The sequence below is a fragment of the Paenibacillus sp. FSL R7-0272 genome, assembly GCF_037969905.1.
Classification (GTDB): domain Bacteria; phylum Bacillota; class Bacilli; order Paenibacillales; family Paenibacillaceae; genus Paenibacillus; species Paenibacillus polysaccharolyticus.
Genome location: NZ_CP150221.1, coordinates 5,742,614 through 5,760,108, shown reverse-complemented (window position 1 = coordinate 5,760,108; position 17,495 = coordinate 5,742,614). Strand labels below are relative to the sequence as shown.

Annotated in this window: 12 protein-coding genes and 1 pseudogene; 4 read left to right on the top strand and 9 right to left on the bottom strand. The window is 48.0% G+C overall.

Going from position 1 to position 17,495, the window contains the following annotated elements:
• Positions 1–6: 6 nt before the first annotated feature.
• The 7 genes and pseudogenes from MKY23_RS25380 to allC all read right to left on the bottom strand — a co-directional run bounded on the left by MKY23_RS25380 (position 7) and on the right by allC (position 9,370).
• Positions 7–1,362, bottom strand: coding sequence for an allantoinase (locus MKY23_RS25380; RefSeq protein WP_339833050.1), 1,356 nt, complete (start codon positions 1,360–1,362; stop codon positions 7–9).
• 65 nt (positions 1,363–1,427) lie between these two features.
• Positions 1,428–2,822: pseudogene (locus tag MKY23_RS25375) on the bottom strand (NCS1 family transporter).
• Positions 2,823–3,131: 309 nt separating this feature from the next.
• Entirely contained in the window at positions 3,132–4,004 is an 873-nt protein-coding gene (locus MKY23_RS25370) for a fumarylacetoacetate hydrolase family protein (RefSeq protein WP_339833048.1), read from the bottom strand.
• Positions 4,001–5,305 (bottom strand): amidase, encoded by a 1,305-nt coding sequence (locus tag MKY23_RS25365; protein ID WP_339833045.1) that lies wholly within the window; start codon positions 5,303–5,305, stop codon positions 4,001–4,003. The genes MKY23_RS25370 and MKY23_RS25365 overlap by 4 nt, the downstream gene beginning before the upstream one ends.
• 3 nt (positions 5,306–5,308) lie before the next feature.
• On the bottom strand, positions 5,309–6,646 hold the full coding sequence (locus tag MKY23_RS25360; RefSeq protein ID WP_339833043.1) for a uracil/xanthine transporter: 1,338 nt from the start codon (positions 6,644–6,646) through the stop codon (positions 5,309–5,311).
• A gap of 216 nt (positions 6,647–6,862) precedes the next feature.
• A complete protein-coding gene (locus MKY23_RS25355; RefSeq protein WP_339833041.1) occupies positions 6,863–8,092 on the bottom strand; it encodes an alanine--glyoxylate aminotransferase family protein in 1,230 nt (409 codons plus the stop codon).
• 33 nt (positions 8,093–8,125) lie between these two features.
• The gene (gene allC, locus MKY23_RS25350; RefSeq protein ID WP_339833039.1) at positions 8,126–9,370 is read right to left on the bottom strand and encodes an allantoate deiminase; all 1,245 of its coding nucleotides are present in this window, start codon (positions 9,368–9,370) and stop codon (positions 8,126–8,128) included.
• A gap of 171 nt (positions 9,371–9,541) precedes the next feature.
• Here allC and MKY23_RS25345 point away from each other — a divergent pair, with 171 nt between their 5' ends.
• Complete coding sequence (locus tag MKY23_RS25345) at positions 9,542–11,173, top strand: PucR family transcriptional regulator (RefSeq protein WP_339833037.1); 1,632 nt, start codon at positions 9,542–9,544, stop codon at positions 11,171–11,173.
• Positions 11,174–11,317: 144 nt separating this feature from the next.
• On the opposite strand, the gene MKY23_RS25340 is transcribed toward MKY23_RS25345, so the two are convergent.
• Positions 11,318–12,106 carry an alpha/beta hydrolase family protein gene (locus MKY23_RS25340; protein ID WP_339833035.1) on the bottom strand — a complete coding sequence of 263 codons (789 nt, stop codon included), beginning with the start codon at positions 12,104–12,106 and terminating at the stop codon, positions 11,318–11,320.
• A gap of 244 nt (positions 12,107–12,350) precedes the next feature.
• Here MKY23_RS25340 and MKY23_RS25335 point away from each other — a divergent pair, with 244 nt between their 5' ends.
• The 3 genes from MKY23_RS25335 (at position 12,351) to MKY23_RS25325 (ending at position 15,561) form a co-directional block, all read left to right on the top strand.
• Entirely contained in the window at positions 12,351–12,974 is a 624-nt protein-coding gene (locus MKY23_RS25335; RefSeq protein ID WP_090922987.1) for a YhbD family protein, read from the top strand.
• Positions 12,975–12,988: 14 nt separating this feature from the next.
• Entirely contained in the window at positions 12,989–13,816 is an 828-nt protein-coding gene (locus MKY23_RS25330) for a polymer-forming cytoskeletal protein (RefSeq protein WP_090922989.1), read from the top strand.
• Between the two features lie 182 nt (positions 13,817–13,998).
• Complete coding sequence (locus MKY23_RS25325; protein WP_339839702.1) at positions 13,999–15,561, top strand: MDR family MFS transporter; 1,563 nt, start codon at positions 13,999–14,001, stop codon at positions 15,559–15,561.
• A gap of 459 nt (positions 15,562–16,020) precedes the next feature.
• Here the strand turns inward: MKY23_RS25325 and MKY23_RS25320 are convergent, their stop codons facing one another.
• Positions 16,021–17,454 carry a VanW family protein gene (locus MKY23_RS25320; RefSeq protein WP_339833032.1) on the bottom strand — a complete coding sequence of 478 codons (1,434 nt, stop codon included), beginning with the start codon at positions 17,452–17,454 and terminating at the stop codon, positions 16,021–16,023.
• Positions 17,455–17,495: the final 41 nt, after the last annotated feature.

The window sequence follows — 17,495 nt, the reverse complement described above, 5'->3', positions numbered from 1 at the left end:
ACTGCCTTATGGCCTCTGCCAGCTACCTTCGTTTACAGAAGGTAGCACCTTGCCATCCTGCACAACGATATGTCCGCGGACGATTGTACCTGCCAGACTCGACGGGAAAGTATGCCCGATATAGAGGCTCTGTTTATGCTTGGCGTAATAATTCTCTTCCGTCACGGTGAATGCTTTATTCAGATTTACGATGGCAAGGTCTGCATCCATTCCGATGGCGATACTGCCCTTACGATCTGCAAGTTCAAAACGTGTTGCCGGATTCGAAGCTGTCCAAGCAGCGACGTGCTCTAGTGGAATGTTGTGGGCTAATGCAAGTTCCAGAGCAGAGAGTAGTGTGAATTGTCCACCACTGATTCCGCCCCATGCCTGAAAGAGATTATAATCTTTCGGATCTTTCATCTCGTAAGGGCACGGTGAATGATCGGAAGATAGCATATCGAATTTACCTTCTGCCAGGAGGGAGATCAGTCGCTGTTGTTCATCCGCCTCACGCAGGGGAGGGGCACATTTGGCGATAGTCCCTTTTTCACGCAGGCTATCGTGGTTAAAGAGCAGGTAATGTGCGCAAGTTTCTACCGTGACATTCATACCACGGGCTTTTGCCGCCTCAATTTTAGCCACGGCTGCTGCGGAACTGATATGAACAAAATGCAGGGCGCAGCCTGTAATTTCGGAGTAGTAGAGTGCGCGTTCAACCGCTTCGACTTCCGCGAGGATGGGCCTTGTCTCCAGATAATCATCGGCGCTGACGAGTCCTGCCGCTTCCTTTTCAGCTTTCAGCCAGTTCGTTATTGCCGCGCTTTCCGAGTGCAGAGCCAGAATTTTGCCGAGAGCTGCAATCTTTTTCATGCCCGTCAGCAGTGTCATGTCGTCTACCGCTTCGAACTCTTTATTACCTGTGGTCGACAAGAAGGCTTTAAACCCAATGACACCAGACTCGGCTAATGGCTGCAAGTCATCTTCGTTGCCAGGAACGAGTCCGCCCCAGAGGCTGAAATCGACGAGTGATTTTTCATTGCCGATGCGTGCTTTCTCCAGCAGTGCTTCTTCCGTAACTGTCGAGGGGATTCCGTTTAGCGGCATATCGAAAAAGGTCGTGCAGCCACCTGCGGCCATCATCGCTGATCCGGTAGTGAATCCTTCCCAGTGCTCCCTTCCTGGTTCACTGAAATGCACGTGTACATCAATCATGCCTGGAAGTACATGCTGTCCAGTGGCATTCCACTCATGTGTAACTTCGCCCTCAAGTGTGGCGGTAATCGCCGCAATCTTGCCATCTTTCACGCCGATATCGACTTGTGCGACACCGTCTGGCAACACCACGCTTCCGCCACGTATGATCAGATCATAATGTTCCATATTCATCCCTCTCTCTTTTTATTGATGTTTAAATGGGTTGGCTCTGGCAGTTAAGTCAGGCTCATTTATTCGTAGATGGTACCTTTCTTGAATGAGGAACCCTTAAAGGCGAACTTGCTGAGTAGCAGATAGGATAGACCTGCGGTAATGAAGCCGATAATCCAGCCGATGTCAACGAGCAGGAAGGCTGCTCCAGCTCCGATGAGCATAGCTAACAAGGCGCTTGGGTTATACCCTTTGAAGGAGCCGTTATCCAGATATAACTCTGCTGTATCGACCTTTTGTTTTCGCAAGATGTAATATTCGACTAGCATGATCGCTACAATGGGGCCCAGGAATGCGGAATAGATCAGAATAAATGTATTCAAACCTTGAGCCGAGGAATCCTGTACGAGTACCCATGGGAACGAACAGAGGGCGAGCAAGCCGGTGATGACAACAGATGCTTTGTATTTAAGCTTGGTAACAAGCGAGATGACGTAAGCGGGTGGTACGATGTTAGCGACCATATTAACGGCAACTGCACCAATAACGATGAAGGCTGAGACGAATACGGTGATGTATGGGTTGTCCACAATAACAGCAAAGGCCTTGACTGGATTAGAGATGCCTGTTGCTGCCGCCATCATTGCACCGATCGTCAGAACGAATCCATAAGCGATAACGATCGGGAAGAAGTAGAGCATACTACGCTTTTTGTCACTCATGCCGCTCTTCAGCTCACGAGAATAATCACCTGCGCTTAGGAAGATGGCTGCGTAGTTTCCAAGGAATACCATGATGAAAGCAAAGAATGGAAGTCCCCATGTCCCTTTGGCATTCACCCAATTTTCGGTAATGGCTGTGCTGTGGGAGTTAAGTAATAAGGTGAATACATAGACGAGTGCAAGCATAATAACGACGGAAGCGAGAGTTTCAACCCACTTGATTGCGTGAAAGCCATAAAGTGACAGGACAATCTGAACGGCCTGTAGCAAGATAAAACAAACAGGAATGCTGTCTAAGCTGCCACCGCTTAATACTTTGACAATTTCATTCAAAGCCGTTGCTCCGACTCAGCTCTGGAAGCCGTACCACACGATGGCGGGCACACCACGTAAAAATGAGGAGATGATCGATCCTTTGATGCCAAAGGACATTCGCAGTTGAACAACATAGGGGATGCCTGTTCGATAACCAAACCGGTCATTGATCGCAAAGATCACGGAAATAATACCAATGGCAATCATCGCAGCTACAAATGTCTGAAACACATTGAGCGTGGCGACACCAGCAACAATGAGGCTCGCTCCGAGGGTCATGTTACCGAGGTTCACGCCATCCCCGATCCACATGAACATGTAGGGTACTGATCCGATTGTTCTCTCGCTCTCCTGTTTCGGTTTTAAGGAGTCGTCGATGCTGATTTCTTCGTGTAGCTGCGTCTGTTTCAGTACTTGTCCTGCCAAATTCGTTGACATATCTGCCCCACTCCTCTTTGATATGGGGTGCCGCAAGGCTGGTTGATCTCTGAATTAACGAGTCGTTCCATCCATTCCTGTCTGCACACCACAGATGATATAAAACATGTAAGATAAAATAACTTAATAATGTTATGTATCCTTACTTGTTCTTTGTATCTCTTATTTTATCATCTTGTTTGTACAATTCATTGACAAAAACGTAGATTGTTCTCGTAATTTCTGTTGAATTTGTATGAAAAAATATGACGTGTTATGTGAAGTTAGGATAAAATGGTGTAAAAAACGCATTTTTGTGTTCAAAACATCTTACAATGTTCGGGTTTCGCTCTCTACCCTATTATCTAGTTTCCGAAGTCCATCAATCTGACAGCTAACCACATCGCCTGGTTGAATGGTGACTGATCCCGGGGTGCCTGTTAAGATGACATCACCCGGATGAAGTGTCATCACGTTCGACAGAAAAGAAATCAGGTACGCAGGAGAAAAGATCATATGATTAACGGTATTGCTGTGGGCAACATGACCATTGTGCACCGTTTGAATCTCAAGTTCGTTCAAATTTTCGTATTCTTCAGGCGTTGAGAGAGAAGAGCCAAGGCTTAGGAATGTGTCAAAACTTTTGGCACGCTGCATAAACCGGGGGTTGCGGGCATGAATATCCTTGGCAGTCATATCAAGTGAGGTCGTGTAACCTGCTATAACGTCCATTGCCTGCTCCTCACCAATGCCTTTGCATGTTTGTCCGATGACAATCGCGAGTTCTGCCTCAGCGGTGATCTGTCCCGCTCCAACAGGCAGACGAATCATTTCCCCGGAGCCGATCAGGGATGAATCAGGTTTGAGAAAAATAACAGGTTCATCTTCGGGTGGGCGTCCAGATAGTTCGATGGCTTTGTCCCAATAGTTCATGCCTACACCAATGATTTTCCCTGGACGGCGATATAGCGCACGATAGGATACGTCACTGGCGGGCAGAGAAGCCAGTGAAGCAAGTTGTCCGTGTTCATTGCAGTACCAGTTACGTAGTGCGGTGAATTGATTTTTTTGCAGCAAAGTAAACAGATCTGTATCCCAGCTTGTGCCGAATTGCTCGTTCAGCCAAGCCAGTGGAGTAATGCCTCGATCCGTCCAAAATGCCACTTGTTCTCGCCCTTTATCTTCAATCGTTACAAGTTTCATCGGCACACCTCTTCCGCAAACTGTTTTGCCGTCCAATGCAATAACCTAAGATCTGTGTTCGTACCACCGATAAAAGATAACCCGAGGGGCAGTCCATCGAGACGGTGAACTGGAACTGTAACCTGGGGCAGGCCGGAAAGGCCGGCGATACAGGAGAGTTGCATTGTTTTGGCACGGTAAGCTTCTGCTTCAGGACCTTTCAATCCCAGAAGGGGAGCCGGGCCCGGTGCGGTTGGAATGGCAAGCAGACCCTCTTCTCCTAACAAGTCAACGAGGTTACGCCGTACGCGAGCGCGCAACTTCACTTCGGCCTCGCTAGCAGACTTTTCAAGGGAGCAAGCCCACTCAAAACGTTCTGCGATTCCTGGGCCAAATGTCGGGCGTTCTTTTGTCAGCCAGTCGCTGTGTTCGTGCGCAATTTCCAGCCCTTGAAGAACACGGAACGCCGCTGACCAGTCTGCCAAGCTCTCGCCGGGTTCGGTTAGATTAATGCATTGATAGCCTTCCAGCTGCCAACCCTCAATTCCATGTAATGTTGAGAGTAAGATCGAACAATCTTCAGCTTTTGGCAACTCCCACGCTTCTGTCGCTATGAAGAAATGAGTGAAGGGCTTCATATCTATTTCAGATGAAGAATCCGAACCGTTGTCCTTTAGAAGAAGCTTTTCTTTCAGTAGCACGTTGCCTACGTTGCGTAAAATAGTTACATCCTGACTCATCCAGCCGACTGTATCAAAGCTATGTGCAAGAGGAATGACCCCTTCTGTCGATACAGCTCCATGCGTTGGGCGGAAGCCGTACAGACCACAGTACGAAGATGGAATACGTACAGAACCGCCAGTATCCGTTCCGACGGTGAAATCGGCGAGCCCCGCTGCTGCTGCCACGGCGGACCCACTCGAGGAACCGCCTGGAATCCGATCCGAAGCGAGGGGATTGGTTGGTGTACCGTAGTGAGCATTTTCCCCATTCAGACTGTACATCAGTTCGTCCGTCTGTGTTGTGCCTTCGAGAATTGCGCCATTATCCAGTAGGGTAAGCAATGCAGAGGCAGTAGATGTTGCAGGATCATGTGTGCGAAGCCAATCGGGATTGCCTGCTCCGCTTGTTTCTCCCTGAATATTGAAAACATCTTTGACTGCAAAGGTTAGTCCACTTAGTGGGCCAGCTTGGTTAGCTGGGAGTCTGATTTCTGCATTAACGTATGCTCCCCGGTGATTAGACTGGAGTGCATCGGTTGTTTCTTTTGGACCCGTTTTCGTTGCAGATGTTTCTGTCTGTTCCTGATTCGAAGGTTTCATTAGTTATTCCCCTTTCGTTCTTATACTAGGGCTTAGTGCATTCAGGGAGGAACGGGAGTGGACTTGGTTCAACAACAAAGCCAGTAAAATGCCTACCAAAAGCCCGTTTCCGAGAAGTAGACGTAGCAATGGGGGTAATGTCGTAAAAATCTCCGACGGTAATCCCATAACGATAATACCTATGAATAATGGCGCAGCCGTCCGGTAGAGGTTTGCCGCATCCATATGAAGCTGTCCGAAATACTGGAGTGAAGAACCTAACAGGCGAAGGTATGTCACGAATAGTACAGCGCTTCCGATACTGAGCGGAAGTTGTGTCAGTAAACCGGTGACAGCTGGAATCAGGCCGATAGCCGCAAACATCAGACCACCAATGACAAACGGAAGTCTTTCTCGCATACGGGTTTGTTGGAGAAAGCCGACAGAACTAACATATGGAGCGTATGGAACGAGTCCGAGCACACCCGATATCACTGCAAGGATGCCGCTGATTGTAAAAGAACGTTTATACTGGCTGCTGGCCGCTTCGTGCTCATAGATAGCGTCCGTACCTTTCAGGGCACCAAATGTGTTTGAAGTGTTGATTAAACCGGCAATCACGGCGATTGCGATTACGCCAGCGTTTAATCTGCCCGTAGGTTCCCCGAGTGGAAACAAGCCTGCATCAAGTGTTCCCGAGTTGGATGTTCCCCCAGAGCTGCCGAAGATAAATACATGTAATGCCCAGCCGCCCAAAATCCCAATCAGCAAAGCATACTGTGCTATGGCTGTCCGTGCTTTTATGGATAAGACAGCAACGAAAATAGCTACGGTTGCCGCCAGTAAGAAAACGGCAGGTTGGATGACGTTCGGCTTATCGGAAGAACCTGATGAAATACCAAGCATACCTTCGAGAAAAATGATATTCAGTCGGCAACCGAGTAAGAACATAAATACAGCCATGACCCCTGGTGTAAATAATTTTGACAAAGGCGTAGCCAGACCGCATAAGCCAATCAGGATTGTGATCACACCCGAGATCAAAATGCCGACGGCGAGACTACCCCCGAGTTCCGTCAAGGATATACCAAGGGAAGGGGCGGATGCGCTAAGACTCAGGATGACACCCCACCATAACCCCGACTGTCCTTCCATGACGGATCTTTGATGTCCAAGCCATGCTTGTACAGCACATGCGATTCCGGTGAGAATGAATGAACACTGGATCAGAAATTGAATTCGTTCCTGAGGCAATGCAAATGCCGCCCCGACTGTAATAGGTATAACTACCGTATTGGTAAATAAGAAAAACAGCCATTGCAGCCCGCCCAGACCGGAGCGGAGCCAGTTGATTTTAAGCATGTGTCACCTTCCGTGTGGATCTTCGTTGAAAATGTTTCCCATGCATTCAGGTAATCCATGATGCAGTTGGTGTATCTTAACGAAGTCTGAATTGTACAAAAGGATTCCGGCAGTTCCCGGAATCCTTTCAATATTGCAAAATAGCCTTGTTCCTAATTGGAAAACAGCCCTGTTTCTATGATGTATCTTAATCCCTCAGAGCTTTACTCTATAGCTTTATTCTGCTTGCTCGTAAACGTCGAGGGCCTCTTGCACCCCGCGTCCAATCACAATCGGAGCTTTATGGCGAATTAACACAGCTTCTAGTGCGGATAGGACGAATAGTACGTTTTCTTTCCGACAACTGTAACCCATGGTGCCGATTCTCCAGATCTGCCCATGCAACGGTCCGAATGAGCTGGCGATCTCAATACCGAACTGGGTCAGAAGTGTAGTTCGTACAGACTCGCCATCAATGCCTGCAGGAATTTTTACACAGGTGACGACTGGAAGCTTCCATGCTTTATCGTTGAACAGCTCCAGACCCATACCGCGTATACCTGCCATCAGTGCTTTTTCATGCAATCGATGACGTTCGAAGCGTGTTTCAAGTCCTTCCTCCAGCAGAATGCGCAATCCTTCACGCAGGGCGTAAAGCATAGATGTTGCCTCCGTATGATGGTTCAACCGGCGTGGCCCCCAGTAATCTTGCAGCTGGCTCAGATCAAAGTAATTACTGCGGATTGGATGTGCGACATCCCGGCGATCACTCTCAAGTGCAACGCCACGTTCTACCTTTTTCCGACTTGCCAGAATGCGTTCTACCCGCTCGTTGTAAGTCATAGGAGCCATGCCAGAAGGGACGGATATGCACTTTTGGGTACCGCCAATCACGGCATCGAGTTGCCATTCATCTACTTTGACGGGAGCGCCGCCAATGGAAGCAACAGCATCAACGACCGTTAATACACCAAGTTCCCGGCAAGCTGGACCGATCTGGTCCAGTGGCTGCATGCAACCTGTTGAAGTCTCGCCATGTACGATGGCTAAAATTTTCGGCTGAACTCGTTTTACCTCATCAATTACTGCTTGTTGGTCGAATACTTCTCCCCATGGGCATTCCATGAGATGGAGTTCTGCGCCGTGACGTTCGGCAATTTCAGTCAGCAAATGTCCGAAGCGTCCGAAGATAGGAACAAGCACTTTGTCCCCTGGCTCGATCAGGCTGCACAGCACGGCTTCCAGACCGGAACGTGAAGTGCCATCAACCGGAAAGGCCCACTGGTTCTTTGTTTGGAATGTCTGCCGCAACATGTCCATCGTTTCGTTCATCATTCGGGTGAATTCCGGATCGAATTGACCCAGAATGGGTGTTGCCATGGCTCTTAAAACTCTCGGGTCAACCTCGACTGGTCCTGGGGTCATAATAGTTCTCAAAGGTGCATGAATTTCCCGGTACTGTGTCATCTCGTCATCGCCTCCTAGTTTCTGGTTGTTCATTCAGTATGCCAGCTTGTATAACAGGTCGATTAACAGGCGAACTCCGCGCTGTAAATCTTCCGTAGGGGTGAATTCAGCAGGGGAGTGGCTAATGCCGCCCTGGCTTGGTACGAATAATAATCCTGTTGGACAATATGTGCCGAAAATCTGTGAGTCATGTCCTGCTCCGCTGGTCATTCTTTTGTACGAAATACCTTCGCTTTCTAAAATCTCCTCGGCTGTCTGGTTTAACGTGCAATCCATCGCAACGGGAGGTTCATCCATCCACTTATGGCAAGCGACCGTTGTTCCGTGTTCAGAGGCGACAGTCTCGAATTCACTGAAGCATGCCTCGCAAAATTGCTCAATGATCTTCGCATCACTGTGACGAACATCCAGGCTAAAGGTAACCTCTCGTGCAATGACATTACCTACATTCGGTTTAACTTCCATACGTCCAACGGTGGCAACAAGTCCGGATTCATGGGCTTTGGCCCGATGCATCAATATTCGGATCAGCTCGGCTGAGGTGAACATCGCATCACGACGCCACTGCATAGGTGTTGTTCCGGCATGATTGCTTTCACCGTATACCGTAATGTTATAGCGGCGTTGTCCCACGATGTGGGTGACGACGCCGATCGATTTCTCTTCGCGTTCAAGGACTTGGCCTTGTTCGATATGCAGTTCAATAAAACATTCCAGGTCTTTGCGTGTTGGCTGCGCGTGAAGTCCGAGTCCGAATCCTGCCTCGTGCATCGCCTGTTCGAAGGGAATTCCGTTTACATCGTTGATGTGGTGAACGGCCTCGCGTTCTTTTACTCCCGTTATGTTGCCTGAGCCCCAATAAGTCATTGGGAAACGACTGCCTTCTTCTTCACACAACGATACCACTTCGATAGGTTTGAGTGGCTGACCATAATGTGTGAGCAAATGTTCCACAGCAATAAGTGCTGCAATGATCCCATAGGCTCCGTCATACTTGCCACCGCCGATCACGGTGTCGACATGAGATCCGGTTAACACTACGTTTGCTTCAGGATCACGTCCAGAAAGCCGACCAAACAAATTGCCGGCATCGTCATAGCGTGCAGATAAACCAAGTTGTTCTATTTTAGCTTGAATCGCCTTCTGAGCTGCGCTCCAAGCCGGGTCATAGAGCAAACGGGTTACGCCGCCGCTGTTGTCTTTTCCGTACGAAGCCAGCCATTCGACCATCTCTTCGATCTGCTTAGACAAGGCAGATGGTTTTGGTTGTTCAATCATCAAGTGCAGTATCCCCCATTCCGGCAACGCTAGCTTTCCGACCGATGTTAGATTAATTAACTTGGCATTGCGTTTAATTCATCGTAAAATAAAAAAAGTTAAAAATCATTCACGAAAATGTAGAAGAATAGCTGAATTCGTTGTGCATGTTAACTATAGGGGTGGAGAAGGATGAAAATGAGTGACCTGCTGAAGCTGGCTGTATTCAACGGCACAATCGTGGTAGGGGGAAGCGGTGGTTTGAATCGGGAGGTCCATACCGTCAATATGATGGATGCTCCTGATATTATCCCGTACTTGAAAAGAAATGAGTTACTGATTACGACTGCTTTTCACTTCAAGGATGACCTGCCGGCTCTGCTTGAACTGATTCGTGAGATGGGGCAACAGGAGTGTGCAGGGCTGGGTATCAAAAGCAAAAGGTTTCTCGGCAGCATTCCTGAATCCGCAGTTCAGCTGGCAAACGAGTTGGATCTGCCTCTGGTGGAACTGCCTGTTGATCCTTCGCTAGGTGATATTGTCAACAAATCGCTAAGCCATATCCTTGATGTACGAACAACGGAGTTGCATAATGCCATACAGACCCATCGCCAGTTCACTCAACAAATTATGAGCGGTCAAGGTATACCTAAGCTGCTTGAACAATTATCTGCTTTACTGCGATTTCCTGTTTATCTGCTCGGGCCGTATCTGCAGCCGATCTTCGGCCGAGTTCCTGCTAAAACGGCTGTACAACTGGAGATGTTATTATCTGGCGGCGGTCAAATTCATGTTGCGCCTTCCGTGTTCTCGGCATTTTCCTTGTTAGGTGAGGAACGTGAAACGTTAACATTATTTCCTGTATACACCCATAGGCAACTGCATTTCCTGTGTATTACCGGTTTCATATCACCTGCTGAACGTTCAAGCATTCTGACCATTGAACAGGCAACGAACGTAATTGCGTTTGAATTAATGAAGGACAATGCATTGAAGCAGAATCGGCGCCGCATCCAGAATGAGTTTTTTACAAACTTTATTGGAGGGGTCTTCTCGAGCAACGAGGAGATTGCAAACCGGGCAAGGGAGTTCGGACTGTCCAGCGATCAACGATACCTTTGTGTGGTCGGCAAGCTGAATGGCAAGGGTCGAGCAACGTCATTCATGCAATACAAGGCAGAACAGGATCAGATTGCCGAACATCTTCAAGGGGAGCTAGCACACTTCCGCCATCCCGTATATTTGTTTACCCATGACCAATCCTATGTGCTACTCATGCCGCTGGTTGAAGAGTGGGAGATGATTAAACCTTCCTTTATCGAGCTGCTGGAACGTTTGCAACGTAAAATTGCCATGTATTACGAAACGGAGCTGTCATTTGGTCTTAGCAGTTATGCCCAGCCACTTAGCCAGATTCCTTTATCTTTTAAAGAGGCTAATGAAGCTCTCTATTTCGGGAGTATATCTGGAAAAGCACGCTTCATTGAATTGTATCAGCCGAAGGAAGTATCTGAAATTTTGCGTTTGATCCCCCATGATCATCTGAGAAAATTTTATGTGGATACGATGCAAGGATTCGAAGATGAGACACTTAAGGATCACCATATGTTGCTTCATACATTGTCTGTATATCTGGAAACGCATTGTCATCTTGCCGAGACGGCAAAGCGGCTTTATATTCACCGGAATACTGTAATTTATCGACTGGAAAAATGCGAGGAGATTATTGGTCGTAGCTTGAAAGACCCGGAGGAGACGTTACGTCTTCGGATGGCCTTTCGGATCAAAGCGTTGCTACCAGAAGAAGGAAAAGCGGCGTATTAAGAGAGTGACCTAATATGATTACAAGCAGGCTGAGATAAACTGTACCTCCAGGTTAGTTATAGTAACCGAGGAGGCACAGTCCACTTTAAGCCTGCTTTTTTAGTGGGCAATTAATGCAGGAGAGGGAGGCCTCTCTTATATGCCTCAGTTTCTTTTAGACAGCGGTAGCCACTTCAGCACATCCTGGATTTTCATGTCCCAGTAACCCCATTCATGCTCCCCGGGCTCTTCCTCATAAGTTAACTTGAAGTCTGTGTCGGCACAGGCTTTGCGGAACGTCTGATTATCTTCATACAGAAAATCCTCTGTTCCACAGCATTGATAGAGGAGTGGTCGTGGGGCCGTGTTATGTTTACTTTCCTGAAGCAAATGGATTAGATCGTTCTCTGAACCTGCAAATTGCGGGCCGAAGATACGTAACAGTTCATCCTGCCTTAAGGCGGATGGGGCGTCGTTGTTCAGATGAGCCGCCATATCTAGAGCGCCCGAAAGACTTGCCGCCGCAGCGTACTGATCCGGTTTGCGTAAAGCCAGCTTGAAGGCGCCATATCCACCCATAGATAGGCCTGCTACAAAATTATCTTCGCGTTTAGCTGAAAGCGGGAAGAAGGAACGAGCAAGTGCTGGCAGTTCTTCGCTTATAAATGTCCAGTAACGCCCTCCCTCTGCCATGTCCGTGTAGAAGCTGCGATGAACCTGCGGCATAACGACAGCAATGCCAAGTGAAGCGACATAACGTTCAATCGATGTACGGCGGAGCCAAATGGAGTCATCGTCTGACATCCCGTGAAGCAAATACAGGGTTGGGTGCAGACCAGAACCAGTGACATTTTCCATTCCGATCTGATTGTGGGTCTGCTGTGGCAGAATCACATGCATGCTTGTACTTAATCCGAGGGCATCCGAGTAGAAATCACATTTAATGAGTGCCATACCAAAAAGTAACCCCTTTCATAGATGGAAGTTTAAAAAGGATATTTATATGCAATGGAAAAGGTACGAAATCTGAATGATATCAGCTACTATTCAAGGTTATACCCAAAATAAAGTAAACGCAATGACAGGATGTAAAACGTATTCGATATCTGGGCAATTATTTCATCACATATGATCCTCGCACCTTTACAACGTAACAATGTTTTGTTACACTGGCTTTAATGAAAAGGGGGTCCTGAAATTGACGGATGATTTGATCTCCAAAAAAGAGCTACTTGACCTGACAGGCATTTCATACGGTCAATTATATCGCTGGAAACGAAAAAACCTGATTCCTGAGGAGTGGTTTATTCGAAAGTCTTCTTTTACGGGACAGGAAACATTTTTTCCTAAACAGCAGATTTTACAGCGGATCGACAAGATTGTTCATATGAAAGACGGGTTGTCACTGGATGAACTGGCAGATGTGTTCTCGCCAACACTTGGTGAGGTGGAGATGTCAGACCAACAACTGCTGGATCGAAACATTGTTTCGTTAGCTTCGCTTGATCTGTTAAACGAGGCTGGTCGCCAGCAGTCATTATATGGTCTCGAACAGATTATGATGCTTTATGTGCTTGAAAAGTTGCTTCTCAGCGGGGATATCACTCAGCAGGAGGGGTTACTCCTGATTGATGTAATGTCTGAACACTATTACCGGTTTCGTGACCGTGCTAGTGAATTGCTGCTTATTCGCAAGATGGGCGTACCTGCCTTTATGGTGGTGAACTCGGGAGCTGAACTTTATTTTGATCAAGGGGTAAAAGTGGTACTTCGCATTCCGCTTGCAACGTTCATGGAAGAATTGAAACTTAAATTGGGCTGAGGGGGATTTTACGAATGGAAGAACGTCACTTAAGAAATGATTTGAATGTCACAGGCTCTCGCAAAACAACAGGCGGTTCTTATCACCGAGTGAATATTGACGGTATGGCTAAACTGGATGGTGATCTGGATTGTTCCTCCCTAAGCGTTAACGGGACGCTGAAAATCTACGGTTCTCTCGTCTCCGAGAGCACAACGATCAACGGAATGGCTAAAGTGGAGGGAGAACTGCGGACCCAATCTCTAGATGTCAATGGAACATTGGGAGTTCATGGTGCGGCGCGTGCCGAGAGTACGATGGTTAATGGAATGTGTACCATTAATGGTCCACTGGTCAGCAATCGGGTACGTGTGGATGGCATGACCACGATTAATGGAGACTTATCTACGCCTGAGTTTACTGTGAACGGAAAGTGTAATGTGCGCGGTAGAGTGGACAGTGAGCGTATTGATATCGGTGGTATGGCAACGATTGATGGAGATGTGCAGGGTGAAGTGATCAACGTTCAGGGCAATATTAAAGTGGGCGGACTACTTAATGCGGACAGTGTAGAGATTCGTTTATACACGTCCTCTTCAGCAAGAGAAGTAGGCGGTGAGCGTATCGATATTCGGCGCAAGGAACGCAGCGGATTATGGAAAGCGCTCGGATTGGGCGGTGCGCCATCGTTCAGGGCTCAACTGATCGAGGGCGATGAGATTGTACTGGAAGATACCGAAGCGGATACGGTTCGAGGGAGTCGAGTCCATATTGGGCGCGGCTGTAATATCCGGTTTGTGGAGTACTCTGGCGAACTGTCCGTTGATCCGGAAGCGAAGGTGGGCAACAGCGAGCGAATTTAGCCAAGAGGTAAGATGCAAGAGACGGCTCGTATAATCTTATAAAAGTAGAACTTATGGTTATCCCCCCAAGGTAGAAGGTTTTGCCATAAAGCAATCGGTCCTTGGACTGATTGCTTGTTACTTCTTTTCGGATATACTAATGCAGTCATATGAATAGAACGGGAATGGAGAGATTAACAACAATGGCTGCGCGTAACAATAAAATTGGATTTGTGCTGGCAGGTTTGCTGCTCAGCATCTTAATGGCCTCTATGGATAATACCATTGTGGCTACGGCCATGGGGGATATTGTGGGCAAGCTCGGCGGGCTCGACAAGTTCGTCTGGGTAACTTCTGCCTACATGGTGGCTGAGATGGCAGGTATGCCGATTTTCGGTAAACTGTCGGATATGTATGGACGTAAAAAGTTTTTTGTCTTCGGGATCATCGTATTTATGCTTGGCTCCGCTTTGTGTGGAACTGCGACATCCATCGTGGAACTGACGATGTACAGAGCAATTCAAGGGATTGGTGCAGGAGCACTGGTGCCGATTGCGTTCACGATTATGTTCGACGTTGTTGCACCTGAATCGCGGGGAAAGTTGGGTGGTCTGTTTGGAGCAGTGTTCGGTCTTTCGAGTGTCTTCGGGCCGTTGCTAGGTGCGTACATTACAGAGTATGCCACATGGGAATGGGTGTTTTACATCAATCTGCCGCTCGGTTTGATTGCATTTCTGTTTATCGCATTTTTCTATAAGGAATCTCACCAGCATCAGTCACAGCAGATTGACTGGCTGGGTGCCATTACACTTATCGGTGCTGTGGTTTGCCTGATCTTTGCGCTGGAGCTGGGTGGCAAGACGTTTGCTTGGGACTCTGCACAGATCTTGGGGCTGTTTGCCGGATTTATCGTGCTGGCGTTGATTTTCTTGTATGCAGAAACGAAGGCCAAGGAGCCGATTATTTCATTCGGTATGTTCCGCAAGCGGGTGTACTGGTCAAGTAACGTCATTGCCATGTTCAGTGGCGCTGCGTTTATTACGGCATCGGTATATATCCCGATTTTCATCCAGGGCGTACTCGGTGGCAAAGCGACCAACTCGGGTCTTGTGTTGTTGCCGATGATGCTAGGTTCTGTCGTGACGGCTTCTATGGGCGGTGTGCTCATGACCAAAACGAAATACCGCAATATTATGATTCCAACGCTGGCATTGCTTGTAGTGGGTCTGGGGTTGCTCACGACATTGGATGAAGGTTCATCCCTATGGACAATTCGGGTATACATGGTCATGATTGGCCTTGGTGTCGGTGCATCCTTCTCCGTACTTAGTAATGCAGCTATGAATGCCTTCGAACCGCAAAGACGCGGTGCCGCCAGTTCAACGCTGAACTTTCTGCGTTCCTTGGGCATGACGATGGGCATCACGATCTTTGGCATTGTACAGAGTCAAGTGTTTACGCGCAAAATGACAGACAGCATGGCTGGTGCCGCTGGAGAAGCTGGTGCAACGGCTGGGGCGCCTGCAGGTGGTCTGCCTGCCGGGATGGATCTGACTGATCCGCATGCACTGTTATCACCAGAGCTGCGTCAAGGGATTCCCCCACAGGTGCTGGAGTCCATCACACATGCGTTATCCTCTTCCATTGTACAGCTGTTTGCCTGGGCTGTTATTCCGGCAGCCCTTGCACTGATCGCGTCCTTCTTCATGGGGAAAGAGAAAATGGTTGTTGGAGAAGAGCAACACGAGTATACAGGTGGGCACTAAAGCAGAGGAGAACGAAGCCAAGCCATCACCGACCGTGTATTATGAAGTATAGATCCGGTGAGTCTTGAGTTATAACGTTTTGCAAGCTTTAAGCGCTAAGGAAACAAAAGTTTATGCAATAAACAGATTTTACAAATCCGTAAATCTAGTGCACCTGTCTCATATCCCGTACAAGGGTATGAGACAGGTGCATTTTTACTTTTTAAGGATCATTCGTTAGTTGTTTTTAAGGCTTACATTTGCCTACTTCAATATATAGGTTGAACTTTCATTTACACAATAACGGAGAGGACAGAAAAAACCTGAAGAAACGAAGTGTTCGCCTTTATCCCCGGATTTTCCCCTTTGGAAAAGGGAATCTCAAAAAATCCGGGGATAACAGCGATCAAAAGGTTATTCTGTCCTTGGAGTGTTCCGTGTAAATAACATGTATTTCAACTTATATATCTTCGCCTGAATTTAAGGCTGATTCCCCTCACGAATGCCATCCTCCACCACGGAAGGTTGCTGTGGATCAGGCATGCTAATATGACCTGAGCGGGCAATCAGACGGCTTTGTGCTTTGTAGGTATCGCGTGAGATTGTTTTGGTTTCAACGACTTTGCCATCAACTCGCTTCGTACGTACCGTCTCAACGATGTACCCGGGCTGTCCATTCTGAAGCACTTGCTGGGCACCGTCAGGTAGCACGTTACTGGATACATACTTTACAGGTACACTGAGCGTTTCAATCGTACGAGACTCCAGCGCATAACTGACGTTCTCGGGGAATGTGCCGAAAAACTTCACCACCATGCGCCCGCCTTGCACCTTGGCATGGATCAACAGGGATTTCTCGGTGCTGTTTCGAAAACGAAAGTTAATGGCGCCCGAGGCAAAGGTGGCATCTAACCCTTTCGGTATATATTTAACGGGCAACGAGTGATTACGCCGTTCCACAATATCCAGACCCGTTAGCAGAGCGGCATTATATACAGTGCTGGATACCTGACAGATTCCTCCCCCTATACCGGGCATCAACCTGCCGTTCACGATGACCGGTGCTTCCCGAAAACCATATTCCTTCTCCGCTTTGCGAATTACCTTTTCATAGTCGAACACACCTCCAGGCGGCAAAATCATCCCGTTGATGGCCTGAGCAGCCGCGCTGACGTTATGTATCCGACCTTGACTGCTGTTTCCCAGTCCTGTGGAAAATTGAATGATTTTACGTTCAATGCCTTCATCTTTCAATGAATCGATCGTTACCTCGGGTTTCAAGGTGTAAAGAGGTATAAGAATCCCTATGGGTTCTGGTTTTCCTCCATCCATTACATCGCTCAGCTCCCTGTGCAACTTGGTCTGCATGAGGGTGCTAAGTGTTTTCCAATCAATCCGGCGCACGCTTTTCTCCGGAATGTACTGCACTTGATCATTTGCGGTGATGCGGCGGACGGCTTCGGTCGGCGTACCGAAGGTTTCTTTTTCCCAGGCAGGGCTAAGCAATTGTTGAAAGGTTTGTTCATTGTAGTTCATATCCAAAGAGAAGGTCTGGGGAAATTGATACCGTGCATACGCGCGTTCCCACAGGTTCCCCTCATCCAGCTGTTGTACTGCGGCCTTGAAGCTGTCTGCACTGTAACTCACTCCTAGTTCGGCGGCAGTATGTGACATCGTTATCGGGTTTGGTTCGGCCACTTCCAGTGTGACAGGCCAGTCCTGTAATTGTTGAATGCGAGTGTGCAGTTCTGCCAGTACCTCTTTGCGATGTTTGCCATCGATGGCCCAGCCGCTAATCTGTACCCCTTTGGGCAAAGTAGGCTGGTTTACGTACATATAGAGCAATCCATAGGACGCGGAGCCGATCAAGAGCAGGGAGAACAGGGCGATGACCGTTACATGTATTTTTTTCATAACCAAACGCTCCTTTTGGCTTCTGTTGTTCCGGAATTCGT